The 17,829-nt window shown below is 53.6% G+C and carries 15 protein-coding genes; 8 read left to right on the forward strand and 7 right to left on the reverse strand.

Features of this window, described 5'->3' with window-relative positions:
• The first annotated feature begins 130 nt into the window (after nt 1–130).
• Nucleotides 131–997 (forward strand): permease, encoded by an 867-nt coding sequence (locus GC56T3_RS08960; RefSeq protein ID WP_013145240.1) that lies wholly within the window; start codon nt 131–133, stop codon nt 995–997.
• A gap of 15 nt (nt 998–1,012) precedes the next feature.
• Nucleotides 1,013–1,861, forward strand: a complete 849-nt coding sequence (locus GC56T3_RS08965) for a TIGR03943 family protein (protein ID WP_013145241.1) — start codon at nt 1,013–1,015, stop codon at nt 1,859–1,861.
• Nucleotides 1,862–1,904: 43 nt separating this feature from the next.
• Here the strand turns inward: GC56T3_RS08965 and GC56T3_RS08970 are convergent, their stop codons facing one another.
• Nucleotides 1,905–2,912 carry an MBL fold metallo-hydrolase gene (locus GC56T3_RS08970; RefSeq protein ID WP_013145242.1) on the reverse strand — a complete coding sequence of 336 codons (1,008 nt, stop codon included), beginning with the start codon at nt 2,910–2,912 and terminating at the stop codon, nt 1,905–1,907.
• Between the two features lie 95 nt (nt 2,913–3,007).
• Between GC56T3_RS08970 and GC56T3_RS08975 the strand changes: the two genes are divergently transcribed.
• Nucleotides 3,008–3,409, forward strand: coding sequence for a secondary thiamine-phosphate synthase enzyme YjbQ (locus GC56T3_RS08975; protein ID WP_013145243.1), 402 nt, complete (start codon nt 3,008–3,010; stop codon nt 3,407–3,409).
• Between the two features lie 306 nt (nt 3,410–3,715).
• Here the strand turns inward: GC56T3_RS08975 and map are convergent, their stop codons facing one another.
• Together map and GC56T3_RS08985 are read right to left on the reverse strand one after the other, a co-directional pair.
• Complete coding sequence (gene map / locus GC56T3_RS08980) at nt 3,716–4,465, reverse strand: type I methionyl aminopeptidase (protein WP_013145244.1); 750 nt, start codon at nt 4,463–4,465, stop codon at nt 3,716–3,718.
• A gap of 263 nt (nt 4,466–4,728) precedes the next feature.
• Nucleotides 4,729–6,033: an ATP-binding protein gene (locus tag GC56T3_RS08985; RefSeq protein WP_013145245.1), complete on the reverse strand. Its 1,305-nt coding sequence runs from the start codon at nt 6,031–6,033 to the stop codon at nt 4,729–4,731.
• A 264-nt stretch (nt 6,034–6,297) separates the two neighbouring features.
• On the opposite strand from GC56T3_RS08985, the gene GC56T3_RS08990 reads away from it, so the two are divergent.
• The 5 genes from GC56T3_RS08990 to GC56T3_RS09015 all read left to right on the forward strand — a co-directional run bounded on the left by GC56T3_RS08990 (nt 6,298) and on the right by GC56T3_RS09015 (nt 11,164).
• Entirely contained in the window at nt 6,298–8,679 is a 2,382-nt protein-coding gene (locus GC56T3_RS08990; RefSeq protein WP_041468390.1) for an immune inhibitor A domain-containing protein, read from the forward strand.
• Nucleotides 8,680–8,838: 159 nt separating this feature from the next.
• Nucleotides 8,839–9,084: a hypothetical protein gene (locus GC56T3_RS08995; RefSeq protein WP_013145247.1), complete on the forward strand. Its 246-nt coding sequence runs from the start codon at nt 8,839–8,841 to the stop codon at nt 9,082–9,084.
• Nucleotides 9,085–9,292: 208 nt separating this feature from the next.
• Complete coding sequence (locus tag GC56T3_RS09000; protein ID WP_013145248.1) at nt 9,293–10,096, forward strand: uroporphyrinogen-III synthase; 804 nt, start codon at nt 9,293–9,295, stop codon at nt 10,094–10,096.
• Between the two features lie 184 nt (nt 10,097–10,280).
• A complete protein-coding gene (locus GC56T3_RS19330) occupies nt 10,281–10,595 on the forward strand; it encodes a hypothetical protein (protein ID WP_041468395.1) in 315 nt (104 codons plus the stop codon).
• Between the two features lie 38 nt (nt 10,596–10,633).
• A complete protein-coding gene (locus GC56T3_RS09015) occupies nt 10,634–11,164 on the forward strand; it encodes a hemerythrin domain-containing protein (RefSeq protein WP_013145249.1) in 531 nt (176 codons plus the stop codon).
• Between the two features lie 85 nt (nt 11,165–11,249).
• Here GC56T3_RS09015 and narI read toward each other — a convergent pair whose 3' ends face one another.
• From narI to GC56T3_RS09035, 4 genes are read right to left on the reverse strand one after another with little or no spacing between them, the layout of a single operon-like run.
• Nucleotides 11,250–11,954, reverse strand: coding sequence for a respiratory nitrate reductase subunit gamma (gene narI, locus GC56T3_RS09020; RefSeq protein WP_013145250.1), 705 nt, complete (start codon nt 11,952–11,954; stop codon nt 11,250–11,252).
• Nucleotides 11,930–12,505: a nitrate reductase molybdenum cofactor assembly chaperone gene (gene narJ / locus GC56T3_RS09025; protein WP_013145251.1), complete on the reverse strand. Its 576-nt coding sequence runs from the start codon at nt 12,503–12,505 to the stop codon at nt 11,930–11,932. Before narJ ends, narI begins: the two co-directional genes overlap by 25 nt.
• Before the next feature lie 54 nt (nt 12,506–12,559).
• Nucleotides 12,560–14,029, reverse strand: a complete 1,470-nt coding sequence (narH, locus tag GC56T3_RS09030) for a nitrate reductase subunit beta (protein ID WP_013145252.1) — start codon at nt 14,027–14,029, stop codon at nt 12,560–12,562.
• Entirely contained in the window at nt 14,019–17,705 is a 3,687-nt protein-coding gene (locus GC56T3_RS09035) for a nitrate reductase subunit alpha (protein ID WP_013145253.1), read from the reverse strand. Before GC56T3_RS09035 ends, narH begins: the two co-directional genes overlap by 11 nt.
• Nucleotides 17,706–17,829: the final 124 nt, after the last annotated feature.

Below are 17,829 nucleotides of genomic sequence, written 5' to 3' on the forward strand. Positions count from 1 at the left end.
GAAGAAGAGGCGTTTCGCCAAAGGCGGAGCGTCTCTTTTGTTATGGAGTTTGCTATTTTTCTTACCAAATTTTCATGACAATGGTCATTTCTCATGGTAAAATGAACGGTTGTAAATGAGAGGAGAACCCATGATGAACACGTTTTTGCAGCTGAATACGATTTTTATCAGTATATTGATTGAATCGTTGCCGTTCGTCGTGCTTGGGGTGTTTGTTTCCGGAGTCATTCAAATGTTTGTCAGTGAAGAGACCGTGCAACGATGGGTGCCGAAAAACCGCGGCTTGGCGATTGTTTATGCGGCATTGGTCGGGGTTTTGTTTCCTTCGTGCGAATGCAGCATCGTGCCGATCACCCGCCGTCTCGTCGCCAAGGGGGTGCCGCTTTACGCGGCCGTGCCGTTTATGTTAACGGCGCCCGTCATCAATCCGGTTGTGCTGTTTTCGACATATATCGCCTTCGGAAGCAGTTGGACGATGGTATTGTGCCGGGCGCTGTTCGCTTGCGCCGTCGCCGTTGCTGTCGGTGCCGTGATGGCGATTCGGCATGAAGGCAGCGAGTTGCGCCATGAACGGCGCGAGATGCCGATGATGCCCCGTACTTGGAAAGAGAAAATCGTCGGCACCCTGCGCCATACGATCGATGAATTTTTTGCGACCGGGAAGTATTTGATCATTGGGGCGTTCATTGCTTCGGCGATGCAAACGTATGTGAAAACGTCGGCGCTTGTGTCGATCGGCAATGGGAAAGTGGAGGCCTCTTTGGTCATGATGGCGCTCGCCTTCGTGCTGTCGCTCTGTTCCGAGGCGGACGCCTTTATCGCCTCGTCGTTTCAAAGCACATTTCCGTTTCACGCGCTGGCAGCGTTTCTCGTTTACGGGCCGATGCTCGATGTGAAAAATACGCTCATGTTGTTTCAGTCATTCCGCGCCCGGTTTGTGTGGAAACTGATTTCCTATATCACGTTGTTTGTGTTTGCCGGATCGCTATTGATCTAGCAAGGAGGTGGCGGCATGATTCGCATGTATATTTTGCTTGGGTTTGCGTTTTTGTTTTTTCATTTATATATTACTGGAGAGTTGAGCAAATACATTAATATGCGGTATTCGTATATTTCGTTTAGTGCGATGTTTGTGTTTGCTTTTTTAACGATCGTGCAATTTGTGCTGGCAAGCCGCAACGAGGAACCGCACGATCATGGGGAAGAATGCTGCAGCCATCATCATCATGAGCCGTCCGCGCGCTGGAAGCGGGCGGTGAATTACCTTATTTTTGTTTTTCCGCTTGTTTCCGCCTTCTTGTTTCCCGTTGCGACGCTGGATTCTGAAGTCGTAAAGGCGAAAGGGATTCATGTTCCTGGGATGGCGGCTGACAGCAGCGATCCGTTTGCCCAGCGGCAGTTTTTGCGTCCGGATACGAGCATGTATTATGGGCGGGATGATTATCAAAATGCCATGGAAAAAGAGCTGAAAAAATACAGCCGTCTCCCTCGCTTGGAGTTGAATGATCAAAATTATTTAAATGCCATGGAAACGATTTATCAGTTTCCTGGCGAATTTGCCGCCCGCGACATTGAATTCACCGGGTTTGTCTACCGTGAAGAAACGGCGCGCGCCAATGAGGCGTTTCTCCTTCGCTTTGGAATCATTCATTGTGTTGCGGATTCAGGGGTGTACGGGCTGCTCCTTCAGTTTCCAAAGACGGCGCCGCTTCAAAATGATGAATGGATTCATGTGAAAGGTACGCTATCCACCATGTATTACCAGCCGTTTCATATGACGCTTCCGTATGTAAAAGTGACGTCATGGGAGAGGGTGGCCAAACCGAAGGAGCCGTACGTATACCGCCAATTCAATGAATAAGAGCGAGCGGCGGACTGGCTCGCTCTTTTGGATAAAGTTGCGCTCATTCCTTTTGCCGCGCTTGTTTCACCATGGTGATTGCGCTTGTTTGGCTGAACGAATTGTCGAATGGGGAAAGGGCCGTCAACGCTTGGGCGGCATCGATCACCTCGCCGAGTTTCAAGCAAAGCAAGCGCTCCTCTTCCAATCCGCGCCGCCGCCATTCAGCCCATAGGCGGTCAAGCGCTTCTTTCGGCGTATCGTCCGCGAGGCGGAACGCCCCGTAATGCATCGGCACAAACAGCCGGGAGCGGCAGTCCAAAAACGCCTGCACCGCTTCTTCGGGTGTGGTGTGCTGCGGCCCCATGAACCATTCCGGTTCGTACGCGCCGATCGGCAAGAGCGCATAGTCGATGGAAAAGCGTTCGCCGATGTCGCGAAAGCCGCGGAAGTAGCCGCTGTCGCCGGCGAAGTAGATGGTGGGCGCGCCGTTTGATGTGATCACCCATCCGCCCCAATGCGACGTGTTCGTGTCCCACAGCGTCCGCCGCGTCCAATGTTGGGCGGGAACGAACGTCAAGGACAGACCGCGGAAAGACGCCGTTTCCCACCATGACAGTTCGGTGACATGGCGGTAGCCGCGGCGGCGGAACAAGCGGCCGAGGCCGACCGGCACGAACACGTGCGGATCGCCTTTTAAGCGGCGGAGGCTGCCGAAATGCAAATGGTCGTAGTGGCCGTGGGAGATGAGCACAACGTCCACAGGCGGCATCTTGTCAAGCGGAACGCCGGGAGCCGTCAAGCGTTTGGCCGCGCCCATCCAATTCGCCCAGACGGGATCAGTGACGATGGTGATGCCATTGAGTTGAACGACAAAGGTCGAATGGCCGACCCAACAGAGCTGCGGCCTGCCATTCGGCTCCTGAAGCCGCTCATATTGAGGCGGTGAAACATGCGGCACGACGTAGGACAAATCTTTTTGTTTTTGTTTCCGTTCCCGCTGCCAGCGGCGGAAATCGGTCCATGTTTTGTGCGTCGAGACGCCGTCTAAGTTTTCGTAGCGCTTCGCCAACGGTTTCTCACTCCATTTTTTGCGTTATTATTATTTAGAGTAGCAAACCATTCTCGCGAAATACAAAATGTTTGCCTAGGCAGGTGGTGGAATGTATGCTTCGTTCGTTTACAATCCGCACGGCAAAGCGGGATGAAATGATCGACATTACTTCATTCGTCGAGGAGACGGTGCGCCAGGCTAACGTGACGGAAGGGATCGCTGTCGTTTATTGTCCGCATACAACGGCTGGCATCACCATTAACGAAAACGCGGATCCAGATGTCAAGCGCGACATGATGCGCCGCTTTGATGAAACCTATCCGTGGGAGCATCCGCTTGACCGCCATATGGAGGGAAACACAGCCGCCCATATGAAAGCGAGCACGGTCGGTGCGTCGCAGCACGTCATCATTCATGAAGGCCGTCTGCTCCTTGGGCGGTGGCAAGGCGTCTATTTTTGCGAGTACGATGGGCCGCGCCACCGGACGTTTTACGTGAAAGTCATTGGAGGATGAAACCATAATTATATTATGTCTCACATTTCGCACCCTGAATAAAAATTCGAAATAAGCCAGGTTTGACCGAATAAAAATTAATCATTTTACAATTTTTGTATAAAAAATTATTTTTATGCGCATATCCGGGTTGTTTTTTGTATATTATGCAAAGGTTGCGAAATATGAGTTATGTGAATATTAAACATAAGGAAAGACGATGGCTGAATCATACCGTCAGCAAATGGGGAAAAGCATAGAAAAGACCCGGGCGAATCGTTTGCCCGGGTTTTTCTATTGGCAAAAAGCCGGATGGCGCCGTTGCCCTTACGCCGGCGTCGTTAAAATGAGCGGTCCGTTTTTCGTAATGGCGATCGTATGTTCATATTGCGCTGAATACGAGCCGTCGATCGTTCGCGCCGTCCAGCCGTTCGGATCCATTTTGCTTTGCCATGCCCCCATGTTGACCATCGGTTCGATCGTGATGACCATCCCTTCCTTTAAACGCATCCCTTTTCCTTTTTCACCGAAGTGGGGGACATACGGTTCTTCGTGGATCGTCGGGCCGATGCCGTGTCCGGTGAAATCGCGTACGACGGAAAAGCCGTGCGCTTCGACGTACGTTTGAATGGCGTGGCCGATGTCGCCGATCCGATTGCCGAGAACGGCTTGCTCGATTCCTTTATAGAGCGACTGCTCGGTGACGTTAAGCAGTTTTTGCACGTCTTCACCGACGTCGCCGATGGCGTACGTCCAGGCGGAATCGGCGAGCGCTCCGCGCAAATTGACGACAAAATCGATCGTGACGATATCGCCTTCTTTCAGCGGCTCGTTGCGCGGAAACCCGTGGCAAATTTCATCGTTAATGGAAGCGCATGTCGCATACGGATAGCCGCGGTATCCTTTTTGTTCCGGTTTGGCGCCGTATTTAGCCAAAAACGTTTCAACGAACCGGTCGATTTCCATTGTTGTGACGCCCGGTCCGATGCGTTTGGCGATCTCTTGATGACAGGCGGCCAAGAGTTTCCCCGCCTCGCGCATCAATTGAATTTCCCGTTCCGTTTTGACGTGAATCATGCAACTGTCTCCTTTTCCCTCGATGTGTTTCGCTTCGATAGTATTGTAGCAGAAACCGCTGTGATGTTAAACCAGGGCGATCCGTTCGCAACTGGGGATCTATTCCTGAATTTTACCCAAAAATAGTTTACTCATCCGTGCGAAGGGCGGCTAAAGGAAAAGATGCCCAGACCAAAAGAAAGGGCACTTTGATGGCTGGGCATACAGGATATCGATATGTTGACCTTTGTTCACAAGAGCCCTTGCGGCCGGTCTTCGCTATATCATAAGGCGGCAAACAGCTGTTTTTCTTTATCAGAAATCGTTGAGGAAGAAGGAGACGGTGCGAGCGGCAAATAAATCGACACCGTCGTTCCTTTATGTATTTCGCTTTCGATGCGAATCGTTCCGTTCATCGATTCAATGATGCGGTAGACGACCATCATCCCGAGCCCCGTGCCTTTGACGCCTTTCGTCGTAAAATACGGTTCGCCAAGCCGTTCGAGCTGTTCTTTCGTCATGCCAACGCCGGTATCGGCGATGCGGATGAGCACGCGTCCGTTGTCAATGGAGACGTATACTTGCAACGTCCCGCCGTTAGGCATCGCTTCGATGGCGTTTTTCATTACGTTGAGCAAACATTGACGGAATTTTTCGCGCTCACCGATGACGGAAAATGGGGCAAGCGTCGCTTGAATATCGACGCAGCTCATATTGGCGAGCGGGCGGAGGATGTCAATGACTCGCTCGATTTCGAGCTTCACGTTCAGCTTTTCCGGCGTCTCGGGCGCCGGCTTGGCAAACGTCAAGTAATCGGTGATGATCGCTTCAGCTCGGTCAAGCTCCTCAATGGCGATGCGCGCATACTGGCGGCGTTTGTCGGCAGCGAGCGGCTGCTCTTCGATCAGTTGGATAAACCCACGCGCCGCGGTGAGTGGATTGCGAATTTCATGGGAGATGGAAGCAGCTAAATGGGTGACGGCTTCCATTTTCTCGGCCCGAATCACTCGTTTGCGCAGCGCGATGTTATGGTGCACCATTTCCTGAAACGAACAAACGATGAGCATGCTGATGGGCTGTACAAACAAAAAGATAAGCGCAACGGAAGGCGGAGGAGAAACCGCAGCAGCCATCCACTCCGCTATGGCGACGGTCAATAGGCCAGAGCCGAAGCTGAGCGATGTAGCGAACAGCGTGCGCTGTTTGGTTGGCAGCTCGACAAACCGTTTTGTCAATAAACTGCTTGTTGCAGCGATGGCGATGGAAACGACGACGGTGACGAAGACGCCAGCTCCGCCGAACAGCGAGCGGTAGGCGATCGCCGTAAACGCTAAAACCGTCGCCGCCCCCGCTCCGCCGTACAAACCGCCAAGCCATAGAGGAATTTGCCGCAAGTCGAAGATAAAGTCATTCTCTGTTCTGGCCGGGAGGGTGATGCATAACATGATCACGACGGCGTAACAAATGGTCGGCAAATAAAGGCGGAATCGTTTTGGCCTCTTCTCCTGCTCCGTACAGAGGGGAACGAGGAACACCGGCAGAAGGATGAAAAACAAGTTGAGCAAAAAGTCTTTGAAAATATTCAGCATCGCGGCACCTTCTTTCCCATCGTCAAGCTGCATAACCAGAATTTCTACAAAAACTGCGAATATATTACATTGTAACCGGAAACCGACCCGCATGTTAAGGTCGAATTCATAGCCTTTTTTTGATATAAATCTTGTTTTTTCGACAAGAGCAGGAAAAAAGAACTATTTTTTGTTTATTTAGTAAAGTAGCGATTTATTATTATCAAACTATTTTGTAATATTTTAATTGTATATATATTCTATCATAGTGAAGGAGGGGTTTTTCTGTCTAAGCGTTCGATCACTTCACTCGTTGCCGCGCTGTCGCTCGGCATCGGGCTGTGGGCATCTCCGGCGGAAGCGCCGAAAGCGGCTAACGCCCCCGGCATTCCGGCTGTGAAGCAAGGGGGACCGGTCGATTTTGCGATTGCCAATGAGGAAAAGCTGGCGGAAATGTTGAAACAGAGCGGAAAGCTTCGCGCTGATGCGACTCCTGCTGAGGTGGAACAAGCAGTGCGCGACTATTTGCGGCAAAAGGCGATTCATATGCCGCGAGGAAAAGGAGAATTATACGATAAAGAGGCAAAGCGCGCCGAGGCGATGCAGGACGGACAGCAGACAAATGGCGTGCTGAACGGGAAAGGGAAAAAGCTCGGACAATCGAAAACGGCTTCCGTGCCATCCGTCAAGCCGGAGCCATGGAACGGCGGCAAGCGGGTCGACCGTGTACTCGTTTTGCTCATCGAATATCCGGACTTTCCGCATAACAACATTCAGCCAACTGAAACGGATATGTATTATAAAGATTATACACGCGAACATTATGAAGATATGATTTTCGGCGGCGATGACGGCTATTACGATGGGCCGAATGGCGAGAAGCTCATTTCGGTGAAAAAATATTATGAAGAGCAATCAGGCGGCAGCTATTCCATTGAAGGAAAAGTGGCAGGCTGGTATCAGGCGAAGTATCCGGCTAAATACTATGGCGGAAATGTACCGGCGCCGGATGGCAATGACGCCAATCCACGGGCGCTTGTGCGCGAAGCGCTGGCGGCGGCTGCGAAAGACCCGAGCATCAATTTGCGCGAGTTTGACCAAGAGGATCGGTATGATTTGGATGGCGACGGCAACTATCGCGAACCGGACGGTTTGATTGACCATTTAATGATCATTCACTCCAGCGTCGGAGAAGAATCGGGCGGCGGTTCGCTCGGCGGCGATGCCATTTGGTCGCACCGCTGGAATTTAGGATCGGTGTACCGCATTCCGAATACGACGACGGATGTGCCGTATTGGCGCGGTCAACTGGCGGCTTACGATTATACGATTGAGCCGGCTGACGGGGCGGCGGGGGTGTTTGCTCACGAATACGGCCACGATTTAGGGTTGCCGGATGAATACGATACGATTTACTCCGGTCTGGGCGAGCCAGTTGCCTATTGGTCGATTATGTCAAGCGGAAGTTGGGCGGGACGCATTCCGGGCACCGAGCCGACCGGCTTCAGCGCCTGGGCGAAACAGTTTTTGCAGTCGACAATGCCCGGCAGCAACTGGCTGAGCGGAACGACCGTTGAGTGGAACGAAGTGACGCAAAACGGTGTTGAAGTCGTGCTCGATGAAGCGAGCACGAAAGGGACGAACAACGATGCCGTGCGCATCAATTTGCCGAAAAAAGAGACGGTCGTCACCATTCCGCCAAGCGGTGCGTATGCATATTTCTCCGGCAGTGGAAACAACTTAGATCATACGATGTCAACGATGATCGATTTGACGGGAGCGTCCAAGGCGACGCTGGCTTTTGATACATGGTATGCGATTGAGAAAGACTGGGATTATGGGGCGGTAGAAGTAAAACCGCATGGCAGCAACGAATGGACAACAATTCAAGGAAACATTACGACGACCAACAATCCGTACGGGCAAAACCCGGGCAACGGCATTACCGGTACGTCAAACGGCTGGGTGAAGGCGGAATTTGACTTGTCGGCCTATGCAGGACAAACGATTGACCTTCGCTTCCATTACATCACTGATGTAGCGGTGTCGGAAGCTGGCTGGTATGTTGACAACATTCAAGTGACGGCAGATGGCGCAGCTGTGCTTGCCGACGGCGCCGAAGGCGACGGCGCCGAAGGGGACAGCTCCTTTGTGATGACCGGCTTTGAAAAGAGTAATGGTAAGCGATACTCGGATCATTACTATTTGCTTGAATGGCGCAACCACCGCGGCGTCGATGAAGGGCTCGCCCATATTTTGCGCGGCGGCCGGCTCCTTTCGTACGATCCAGGGCTCGTCGTCTGGTATGTGGACGAAGGGTATGACAACAACTGGACGGGCGTCCATCCGGGCGAAGGGTTCCTTGGTGTTGTCGATGCCGACCAGCATACGTTGAAATGGTCGGGCAACACGACAGCGTCGACCCGCTATCAAGTGCACGATGCGGCGTTCAGCCTGCAAAAAGGAGCTCCATTCCGTGTGGCGATCAGCGGCTCACAGCTGATCGACAACGATACATCGCCGACGCCGGTGTTTGACGACAGCCGGTCGTATGACAATAAAGGGGCCGTTGACGCCGGCCGGAACGTGCCCAACTATGGCCTAAAAATCCGCGTCATCGGTGAAAGCGCTGACCGCACGGCAGCGCGCGTGTTGATCTACCGCTGACAACCTCCAAAGGCGCACGGAACATTTCCGTGCGCCGAGCATTTGTCGACACGGTTTGTCATCCCTTCGTCGAATTTGTTGATTTTTCTTCCCCCCTTTTTTCCGCTTTTTCCGTTTATAATCATAAGTAGGATTGGATGAGAAGGGGGAACAAACAGAATGGAATGGTATGAACAGCTGTCGGCGTGGATTGCCGAGAAGCAGCCGGTGCGTGTAAAAACCTATCAAGGGGAAGTGGTCGTGCTGCCGGTTAAGCTGTATCAGGACACGCGCAAATTGTTCGTTTACAACCGTCAAATGCGGCTGATGAATATTCCGTTGGACCGGATCATTTCTGTCGAGCCGACGCGCATCATCGGTTCCTTTGACCGTCGGGGAGAAGAGGCCATGGTACATACTCGTTGAACGGAGGGCACGCGTCTTTGGGCGCGTGTTTTTTGATGGTGGTCGGCTGTTTCTGCCTGCGGTCTGTTCTGTTGCGCTGGGCGCTATACCCAATGAAGGCGGCATTCGCGTTGCGATGTGCCAGGGAGCGGAATGGTTTTTGTTGCATAGGCAAAGACCATCTTTTAGAATGGAAAGGACGAACGACTGACCATAAGGGGGAAGGGACATGCATGGCAAACGGATTGCCTTGTGCGCGTCACGCAAACTGGACGAAATGACAACGCTTATTGAAAAGCAAGGAGGAACGGCCATCATTCGTCCGGCGCAAGGGACCGTCTTTTCAAAGGGAAGCGAACTGGGAGAGGAAATGCGAACCGTCATCGCCATGCGGCCGGACTGGATCGTATTTACGACGGGAATCGGCTTTGAGGCGCTGTTGGAAGCGGCCGACCGGGAGGGAATGGCTGCCCAATGGCATCGAACGATCAAGGAAGCGAACGTGGCTGCCCGCGGCTATAAAACGGTGACGGCGTTGAAACAAATCGGCGTCACTCCGGTGGCAGTAAGCGAGGACGGGACGACGAAAGGGTTGATTGCTGCTCTTTATGGGCACGACTTTGCGGACAAGAACGTTGTTGTGCAGCTGTACGGCGATACCGCGCCAGCCTTGAAGCAGTTTTTTCTTGAACAAGGCGCTTTGTATACGGAATTGTTGCCATACCGGCATATCGCTCCGGATGAGGAGACACTGGCGACATTGTATAAAGAAATCGTCGGGCGCGAAGTCGATGCCGTCTGTTTTACTTCAGCGATGCAAGTCCGCTTTTTCTTTTCGTTCGCCCGCGAGAAAAAAGAGATCGCACCGCTGCTTGACGCGTTTCGCACCGATGTCGTGGCCTGCGCCGTTGGCAAAGTGACAAAAGAAGCATTGGAAGAAGAGGGAGTCGATCGCGTCATCGCCCCGGAACATGAGCGGATGGGAGCGATGATCGTGACGCTCGCTCGGTATTTTGATGCCCAAGCCCTTTAAGGGGCTTTTTTGTTTTGTATAAATTGTTTATCCTGTTATATAAAAAAATCCTTTATTTTAACGTGTTATATTACCCTGTTTAATAAAAAATTGAAACTGTTTATTTTTTTGTCACAGTTTTCCAACCCTTTTTCGTTTATCATGAAAATGGGGGATGTATTTTTGGATTGGGAGGGGGATGACGATGTTGCCTAAGACAAATGAACAAGGCTTTTTTGAGATCCGCTTTGAGTCGGAAGCGAAAGGGCGCCGCGTCCCGCTAAGTGAATGGTTGAAGTGCATGGGGAAAACGAAACATTTGCTGCGGAAAGAAAACGAAGATTTGCTGCGCGAGTTGGAAGAGGAAGTCGAACGAAGATGGACGATCTTAAAAGCGAAGCATGAACATCCGTATCTATTAAGGATGATTGCAGCACGCTGTGTGCGTGCTGTTTTTTTACGTTTTCCCGCTGGTGGTGTGATATGGCTCACAACGGTGAAAACCCCGCCCACGGTATAATAGAGACAACGGACGGATCATAAAAGGAGGAATCGATGATGCATTCATTTTGCCATATGGGCGGCCCTGAAGGGGTGAAACTATGCGCTGGCTTGGCGCAATTAAAACAAGAGCACGGCCCGCTGCGCGCCCAAATGGAGCAGGTGCTCGCCGCAGCGGAAGCGATCGGCCAAGGGGAGGATGACCGCAACTGGCGTGGGCCGCTCGCCGATTTGAGGGAAAAAGTCGAATCGTTCGTCGCCGTTTTAGATCCTCATTCGGAGCGGGAAGAAGGCGTATTGTTCCCGATGATGGCCAAGTACATCGGGCGGACGACCGGCCCCATCGCCGTCATGGAATACGAACATGAACAGGCGAAAGCGCGCCTTGCCATGTTTTTAGAAAAAACTGCCCAGCTGTCGGAGAACATCGATAGAGGGCAGGCGTTGACGCTCGCCGGCGCGGTGGTTGAGGCGCATCATATTTTGGATGAGCATTTCATGAAAGAAGAAAACGTGCTCTTCCCGATGGCCGAGCGGCTGTTGTCGGATGAGGAAAAAGAGAAGCTGTTTGTGCGCATGAACGAGTAACGGTGAGATGAAAAACGGGATGCCCCTTGATTGGGAGCGCCCCGTTTTTTTGTTTGGTGGTCCTTAGGTGATGACCGCCGCTCGCTCACTGAGCGCGGTCGAACGGTTCCGCTTGTTTTGGCATCCGCTTCCGGTAGACGACGTAGCTGCGCTGCAAGTAGCGGAGCGGAAAGCTGAATACATGAACGAGGCGGGTAAACGGCCAGACGGCGAACAAGCCAAACGCGGCGAGAATATGGATTTTGAACCAAAGCGGGACCGTTTCCATATAAACCGGGTCCGGGCGGAATGTGAGAAGGCCGCGGAACCATGGACCGATCGTCGTTCGGTAGTCAAAGCCATGTGAGTTGACGTTCAGCAATGTCGATGACAACCCGCTGGCGATCACGACAAGCAAAAATCCGAGCGCGACCCAGTCGCCGGTGCTGCTTGTCACCCGCACGCGCTTGACTGTCAAGCGGCGGCGAAAAAGGATCACGAAACCAGCGAGCGCCGCCAAGTCGGCCGGAATGCCGCCCGCCAAGGCGAGGGCGTGGTACATCTTTTCTGTCACGCCAAGCGCTTCGTAAAACGGCTCGGGAATGAGAATGCCCATCACGTGGCCGACAAACACGAACAAAATGCCCCAGTGGAACAGAAGGCTTCCAAGGTGCAACTGCCGTTTTTCGAGCAGTTCGCTTGATTTTGATGTCCAGCCAAACTGGTCGCGCTGGTAGCGCCAAATATGGCCGGCGACAAATAGGACAAGCGCTAAATACGGAACAATCACCCAGAGAAATTGGCTGGCCATGCCGTTGCACCTCCTTTCGGGAGCGGCGTCACGCCGAGTTGAGTGAATGTGTGATTGAGCGCGTCAAACAGCTGTGCATACGGGCTGCCTGCCGCTGCCAGCCGGTCGCCGATTTCGCGGATATGGCCGGCATAATCGGCGAGCAAGGCGGTCGTATGCTCTTGATCTGCATAGGCCATCCATTCAAGCATGAGCGGCAAGTAGTCGGGCAGCTCGTGATCGGAGACGGCGAATCCGGCCGCCTCGTAGCGCGCTTTTAAGGCGACGAGTTCGATTCCGCGCTCCCGCTGCTCGCCGTTTGTCATATACGTCAAGTACAAATTCGTTTTTTTGCCAAAATCGAATGTTTCGACATACTGCTCCATCCGCTGACGGGCTGGGATGGAGTTGATTTGTTCGGCAAACGCCAAAAGCGGCGCGCGGACGGTTTCATCGTCAAGCGAGCGGATGGCGTCTAGGCAGTCAGGAAGCGATTCGGCCCACTGTTCGTCCGGGTAAGACAACAAATACGATACACATAGAAAGACCGTTTGTTGTTGTTCGCTGTTCATCGTAAATCCTCCATTTCATTGTTGAAGGGGGCGGGGCTCGCCTTCTTTCTCCTTTTACAGCGTGCCGCAGGCGCCCGGGCCGCCGGCGAATGCCAGCCCGCAGCTGCCTTGTTCCGCGTACAAGTCAGCGACTTCTTCGCGGTGCGATGCTGGAATGACGAACCGGTCTTCGTATTTGGCGATCGCGAGCAGGCGGTACATCTCTTCGATGTCTTCGCGGCTTAGGCCGAGCGATTCGACGAGGCGGATGTCCGGCTGTTTGTTCGTTTGTTTCGCCCGCATGTATGAGCGCATGGCCGCCATTTTTTTCAACGTCGTACGGATGTGCGCCGTATCGCCCGCCGTCAGCAAATTCGCCAAATACTCGATCGGAATGCGCATGTTGTCAATCGCCGGGAAAATGTCATTGGCGCTGGCGCTGCTTCCTTTTCCTTCGATTGTATTGATGATTGGGCTAAGCGGCGGAATGTACCATACCATCGGCAGTGTCCGGTATTCCGGATGGAGCGGCAAGGCGATTTTCCAGTCGACGATCATTTTGTAAATCGGCGAGCGCTGCGCGGCGGCGATCCATTCGTCCGGAATGCCGGCTTCTTTCGCGGCGGCGGCGACGGCCGGATCGTTCGGATCAAGGAAAATATCGAGCTGGGCATGGTACAGCTGTTTCTCATCTTCGACGCTCGCCGCTTCTTTGACTTTATCCGCATCATACAGCATGACGCCGATGTAGCGAATGCGGCCGACGCACGTTTCCGAACAAATCGTCGGCATGCCGGCTTCGATGCGCGGGAAGCAGAGCGTGCATTTTTCCGCTTTGTTCGTTTGCCAGTTGAAATACACTTTTTTGTACGGGCAGCTTGTGACGCAATACCGCCAAGCGCGGCAGGCGTTTTGGTCGACGAGTACGATGCCGTCCTCGTCGCGTTTGTACATCGCGCCTGACGGGCAGCTCGATACGCATGACGGATTGAGGCAATGCTCGCAAATGCGCGGCAAGTACATCATAAAGACGTTCTCAAATTCCGCTTGGATCGATTGCTCCATTTTGATGACGTTCGGGTCGACTAAGCCCGTGACATGGGCGCCGGCCAGGTCGTCTTCCCAGTTCGGCCCCCATGACAGCTCCATCCATTCGCCGGTGATGCTTGATTTCGGCCGCGCCACTGGCTGGTATTGTTTTGGCGGGCTGTTCGTCAACGTTTCATAGTCGTAATTCCACGGTTCGTAGTAATCGTCGATCGTAGGCTGGTACGGATTGTAGAACAAGTTGACGAGCCGCATCGCTTTCGAGCCGGATTTGAGCCGCAGTTCGCCGTTTTTCAACTCCCAGCCGCCTCTATACTTCTCTTGGTTTTCCCATTGTTTCGGATAGCCGATTCCGGGTTTCGTTTCAACGTTGTTAAAGTACATGTATTCAGCGCCGGGGCGGTTCGTCCATGTGTTTTTGCACGTGACGCTGCACGTATGGCAGCCGATGCATTTGTCCAAATTCATCACCATGCCGACTTGCGCTTTAATCTTCAAGCCAATCAACCTCCTCGAGTTTGCGGATGACGACGTACAGGTCGCGTTGGTTGCCCGTCGGTCCGTAATAGTTGAATCCGTAGCTTAACTGTGCATATCCGCCGATCATATGCGTCGGCTTTACGTGGATGCGCGTCGGGCTGTTGTGCGTGCCGCCGCGGTTGTTTGTCAGCTTCGTGCCCGGCACGTTAATATGGCGGTCTTGCGCGTGGTGCATAAACGCCATGCCGCGCGGCAGCCGGTGGGAGACGACGGCGCGGGCGACGACGACGCCGTTTTCGTTGAAACATTCGATCCAGTCGTTGTCGTTGATGCCGGCTTCGGCCGCATCATCTTTGTTCATCCACACGGTCGGCCCGCCGCGGAAAAGCGTCAACATCGGCAAGGAGTCGAAATACATGCTGTGGATCGACCATTTGTTATGCGGCGTCAAATAGTTCAAGATGACTTCCTTTCCGTTTTCTTTCGGGCGTTTGTTTGAAAACGGACGGTGCGGCAACACCGGCTTGAACGTCGCCATCGTTTCGCCGAACTCGTGCATCAGTTCATGATCGATGTAAAACGACTGCCGGCCGGTCAACGTCCGCCACGGGATGAGCCGTTCGACGTTCGTCGTAAACGGCGAGTAGCGCCGCCCGCCTTTTTCCGAGCCGCTGAACGCCGGCGAGGTGATGACCGTTTTCGGCTGGGCGGTGATTTGTTCAAACGTAAAGCATTCTTCCTCGCGTTCTTTCGCTAAATCGGCCAATTTCAAATCCGTCTTTTTCTCAAGCGCCTCCCACGCTTTCACCGCCATTTTGCCGTTTGTAGTTGATGACAGCGTCAAAATCGCTTCAGCCGCTTTTTTCGCTTCGCTGATATCCGGGCAGCCGTCGGCGATTGAAGCGCGCCGGACAGTGCCAAGCCGGCGTTTCAACTGTTCATACTCGTCTTTCGCTGACCAGGCAATCCCTTTTGTGCCGATCGGCTGGCGGGCGACGTTCGGACCCAGGGCGGTCATTTGATCGTAAATGAGCGTATAGTCGCGCTCGATGACATGAATGTTCGGCATCGTTTTGCCCGGAATCGGTTCGGTTTCGCCTTTGCTCCAGTCTTTCACTTCACCGAACGGCTGCGCCAGCTCTTGCGCCGTATCGTGCAACAGCGGAGTGGCGACGACTTCTTTCATTGGCTTCAAGCCGGCTTGTTTCGCGACATCGGATACCGCTTTCGCGAGCGATTTGAAAATGTCCCAGTCCGAGCGCGCTTCCCAGAGCGGGGGCACCGCCGGGTTGAATGGGTGGACGAACGGGTGCATATCGGTGCTGCTTAAGTCATGTTTTTCATACCAGGTCGCCGCCGGCAGGACGACATCGGAGTAAAGAGCCGTTCCCGCCATGCGGAAGTCTAGGTTAACAAGCAAGTCGAGCTTGCCTTCCGGCGCTTTGTCGCGCCAGCGGATTTCTTCCGGGCGCAGGCTGTCTCGGTCATCGTTTAACAAGCCGTTCGTCGTGCCAAGCAAATGTTTTAAGAAATATTCGTGCCCTTTGCCGGAGCTTGAAATTAAGTTGGCGCGCCAGACGATCAAGTTGCGCGGGAAGTTGGCCTCATCGTCCGGGTCTTCAATGGCAAACTGCATCTTTTTCTCTTTCAGCTGTTTCGCGACATAGGCGCCGATTTCTTCCGGTGTGCGGGCGCCGGCGTGAACGGCTTCGTTGTACAGCTCGATGCCGTTTTTGTTAAATGTCGGGTACGACGGCAGCCAGCCGAGCCGCGCGGCCAAGACGTTGTAATCGCCAGGATGCAAGTAACGCGCTTTTTTGGCCAGCGGCGAGACGAGTTCGTCGACCGGCCGCTCTTCGTAGCGCCATTGGTCGGTTGCAAAGTAAAAGAACGACGTGCCGTTTTGCAATTTCGCCGGTCCGACCCAGTCGCGGGCGGTGGCGATTGTCTGCCATCCTTCCGCTGGGCGCAGTTTTTCTTGCCCGACGTAATGCGCCCAGCCGCCGCCATTCACCCCTTGGGCGCCGACGAACAACACCAAGTTCAACACAGCGCGGTAAATCGTATCGGAGTTATACCAATGGTTGATTCCTGCGCCGACGATGATCATGGACCGGCCGTTTGTGTCGATCGCGTTGTCGGCAAACTCGCGGGCGATTTTGACGACGAGATTCCGCTTGACGCCGGTGATCGCCTCTTGCCACGCCGGGGTGAACGGAACGTTGTCATCGTACGAACGGGCAACGACACCGCCGATGCCGCGGTCAATGCCGTAGTTGGCCAAAACCAAGTCATAGACGGTCGTGACATACACGTCGCCCGCTTCGGTGTGCACTTTTTTCACCGGCACAGCACGCTCGATTGTTTTTCCACCGTCATCCGTGAAATATGGCAACTGAATCGGGAAGATTCCATCTTCGCTGCCTAAAAACGACAGGCGCGGTTCAATGGGCTGCCCCGTTTCCTCGTCGACGAGGCGCAAGTTCCATTTCTCCTTATCCTCCCAGCGGGCGCCGATCGTTCCATTCGGCACGACAAACGAGTCGGTGTTTTCATCATAGATGACCGGCTTCCATTCGGCATTGTTCGTTTGTTTGCCAAGGTCTTTCGCCAACAAGAAGCGGCCGGCCGTCCATGCGCCGCCGTTTTGTTTTAAGGTGACGACAAACGGAAAATCGGTGTACGTTTTGGCATATCGTTCAAAATATGGAACGATCCGTTTGACGTAATATTCGTTTAAAATGACATGCCCCATCGCCATCGCCAAGGCGCCGTCCGTCCCTTGCTTCACCGACAGCCAGTCGTCGGCGAATTTTGTCGACTCGGCGTAATCTGGGCTGACGGAGACGACTTTCGTGCCGCGGTAGCGCACTTCGGCTAAAAAGTGAGCGTCCGGAGTCCGGGTGAGCGGGACGTTCGAGCCCCAGGTGATGATGTAGCCGGCGTTGTACCAGTCGCTTGACTCCGGCACGTCCGTTTGGTCGCCCCAAATTTGCGGCGAGGCTGGCGGCAAGTCGGCGTACCAGTCGTAAAAGCTTAACATCGGTCCGCCCATCAGCTGCATAAACCGCGATCCGGCGGCATGGCTGACCATCGACATCGCCGGAATCGGCGAGAAGCCGATGTTGCGGTCCGGTCCGTATTTCACAACCGTATACAATAAGGAAGCGGCGACAAGCGTCAACGCTTCGTCCCAGCTGAAGCGGACAAACCCGCCTTTTCCGCGCGCCTGTTTGTAGCGTTTTGCTTTTTCGCGGTCTTCGACGATGCTTTTCCACGCTTCAAGCGGGTTGTTCGGATGAGCTGCGAGCGCCTCGCGCCACATGTCAAGCAAAACGCCGCGCACGTACGGGTATTTGACGCGCAACGGGCTGTACATGTACCATGAGAAGCTCGCGCCGCGCGGACAGCCGCGCGGTTCAAAATCCGGCATATCCGGCCCGGTTGACGGGTAGTCAAGCTGCTGCCCTTCCCACGTGACGATGCCGTTTTTGACATAAATGTTCCAGCTGCACGATCCTGTGCAGTTGACGCCGTGAGTCGAGCGGACGACTTTGTCGTGCTGCCAGCGGCGGCGGTAGGCGTCTTCCCAGGCGCGGTCGCCGTAAGTTGTTTCACTGTGGCCGTCGGCTTGGCGCTCAATCGGCCGAATATATTTGAAACGGTTGGCAAGCGGGGATCGTTTTCGTTTCATTTTGTTCAACTCCTTTACGCGTTCTGTACTTTTAACGATAACCATGATGCCAATAACACGATGTTAACTTTGTCACACTTCGCGGCATTGTCACAAATTCGTCAAAGAAACGAACAAATATTCT

Source organism: Geobacillus sp. C56-T3 (genome assembly GCF_000092445.1).
GTDB classification, from domain to species: domain Bacteria; phylum Bacillota; class Bacilli; order Bacillales; family Anoxybacillaceae; genus Geobacillus; species Geobacillus thermoleovorans.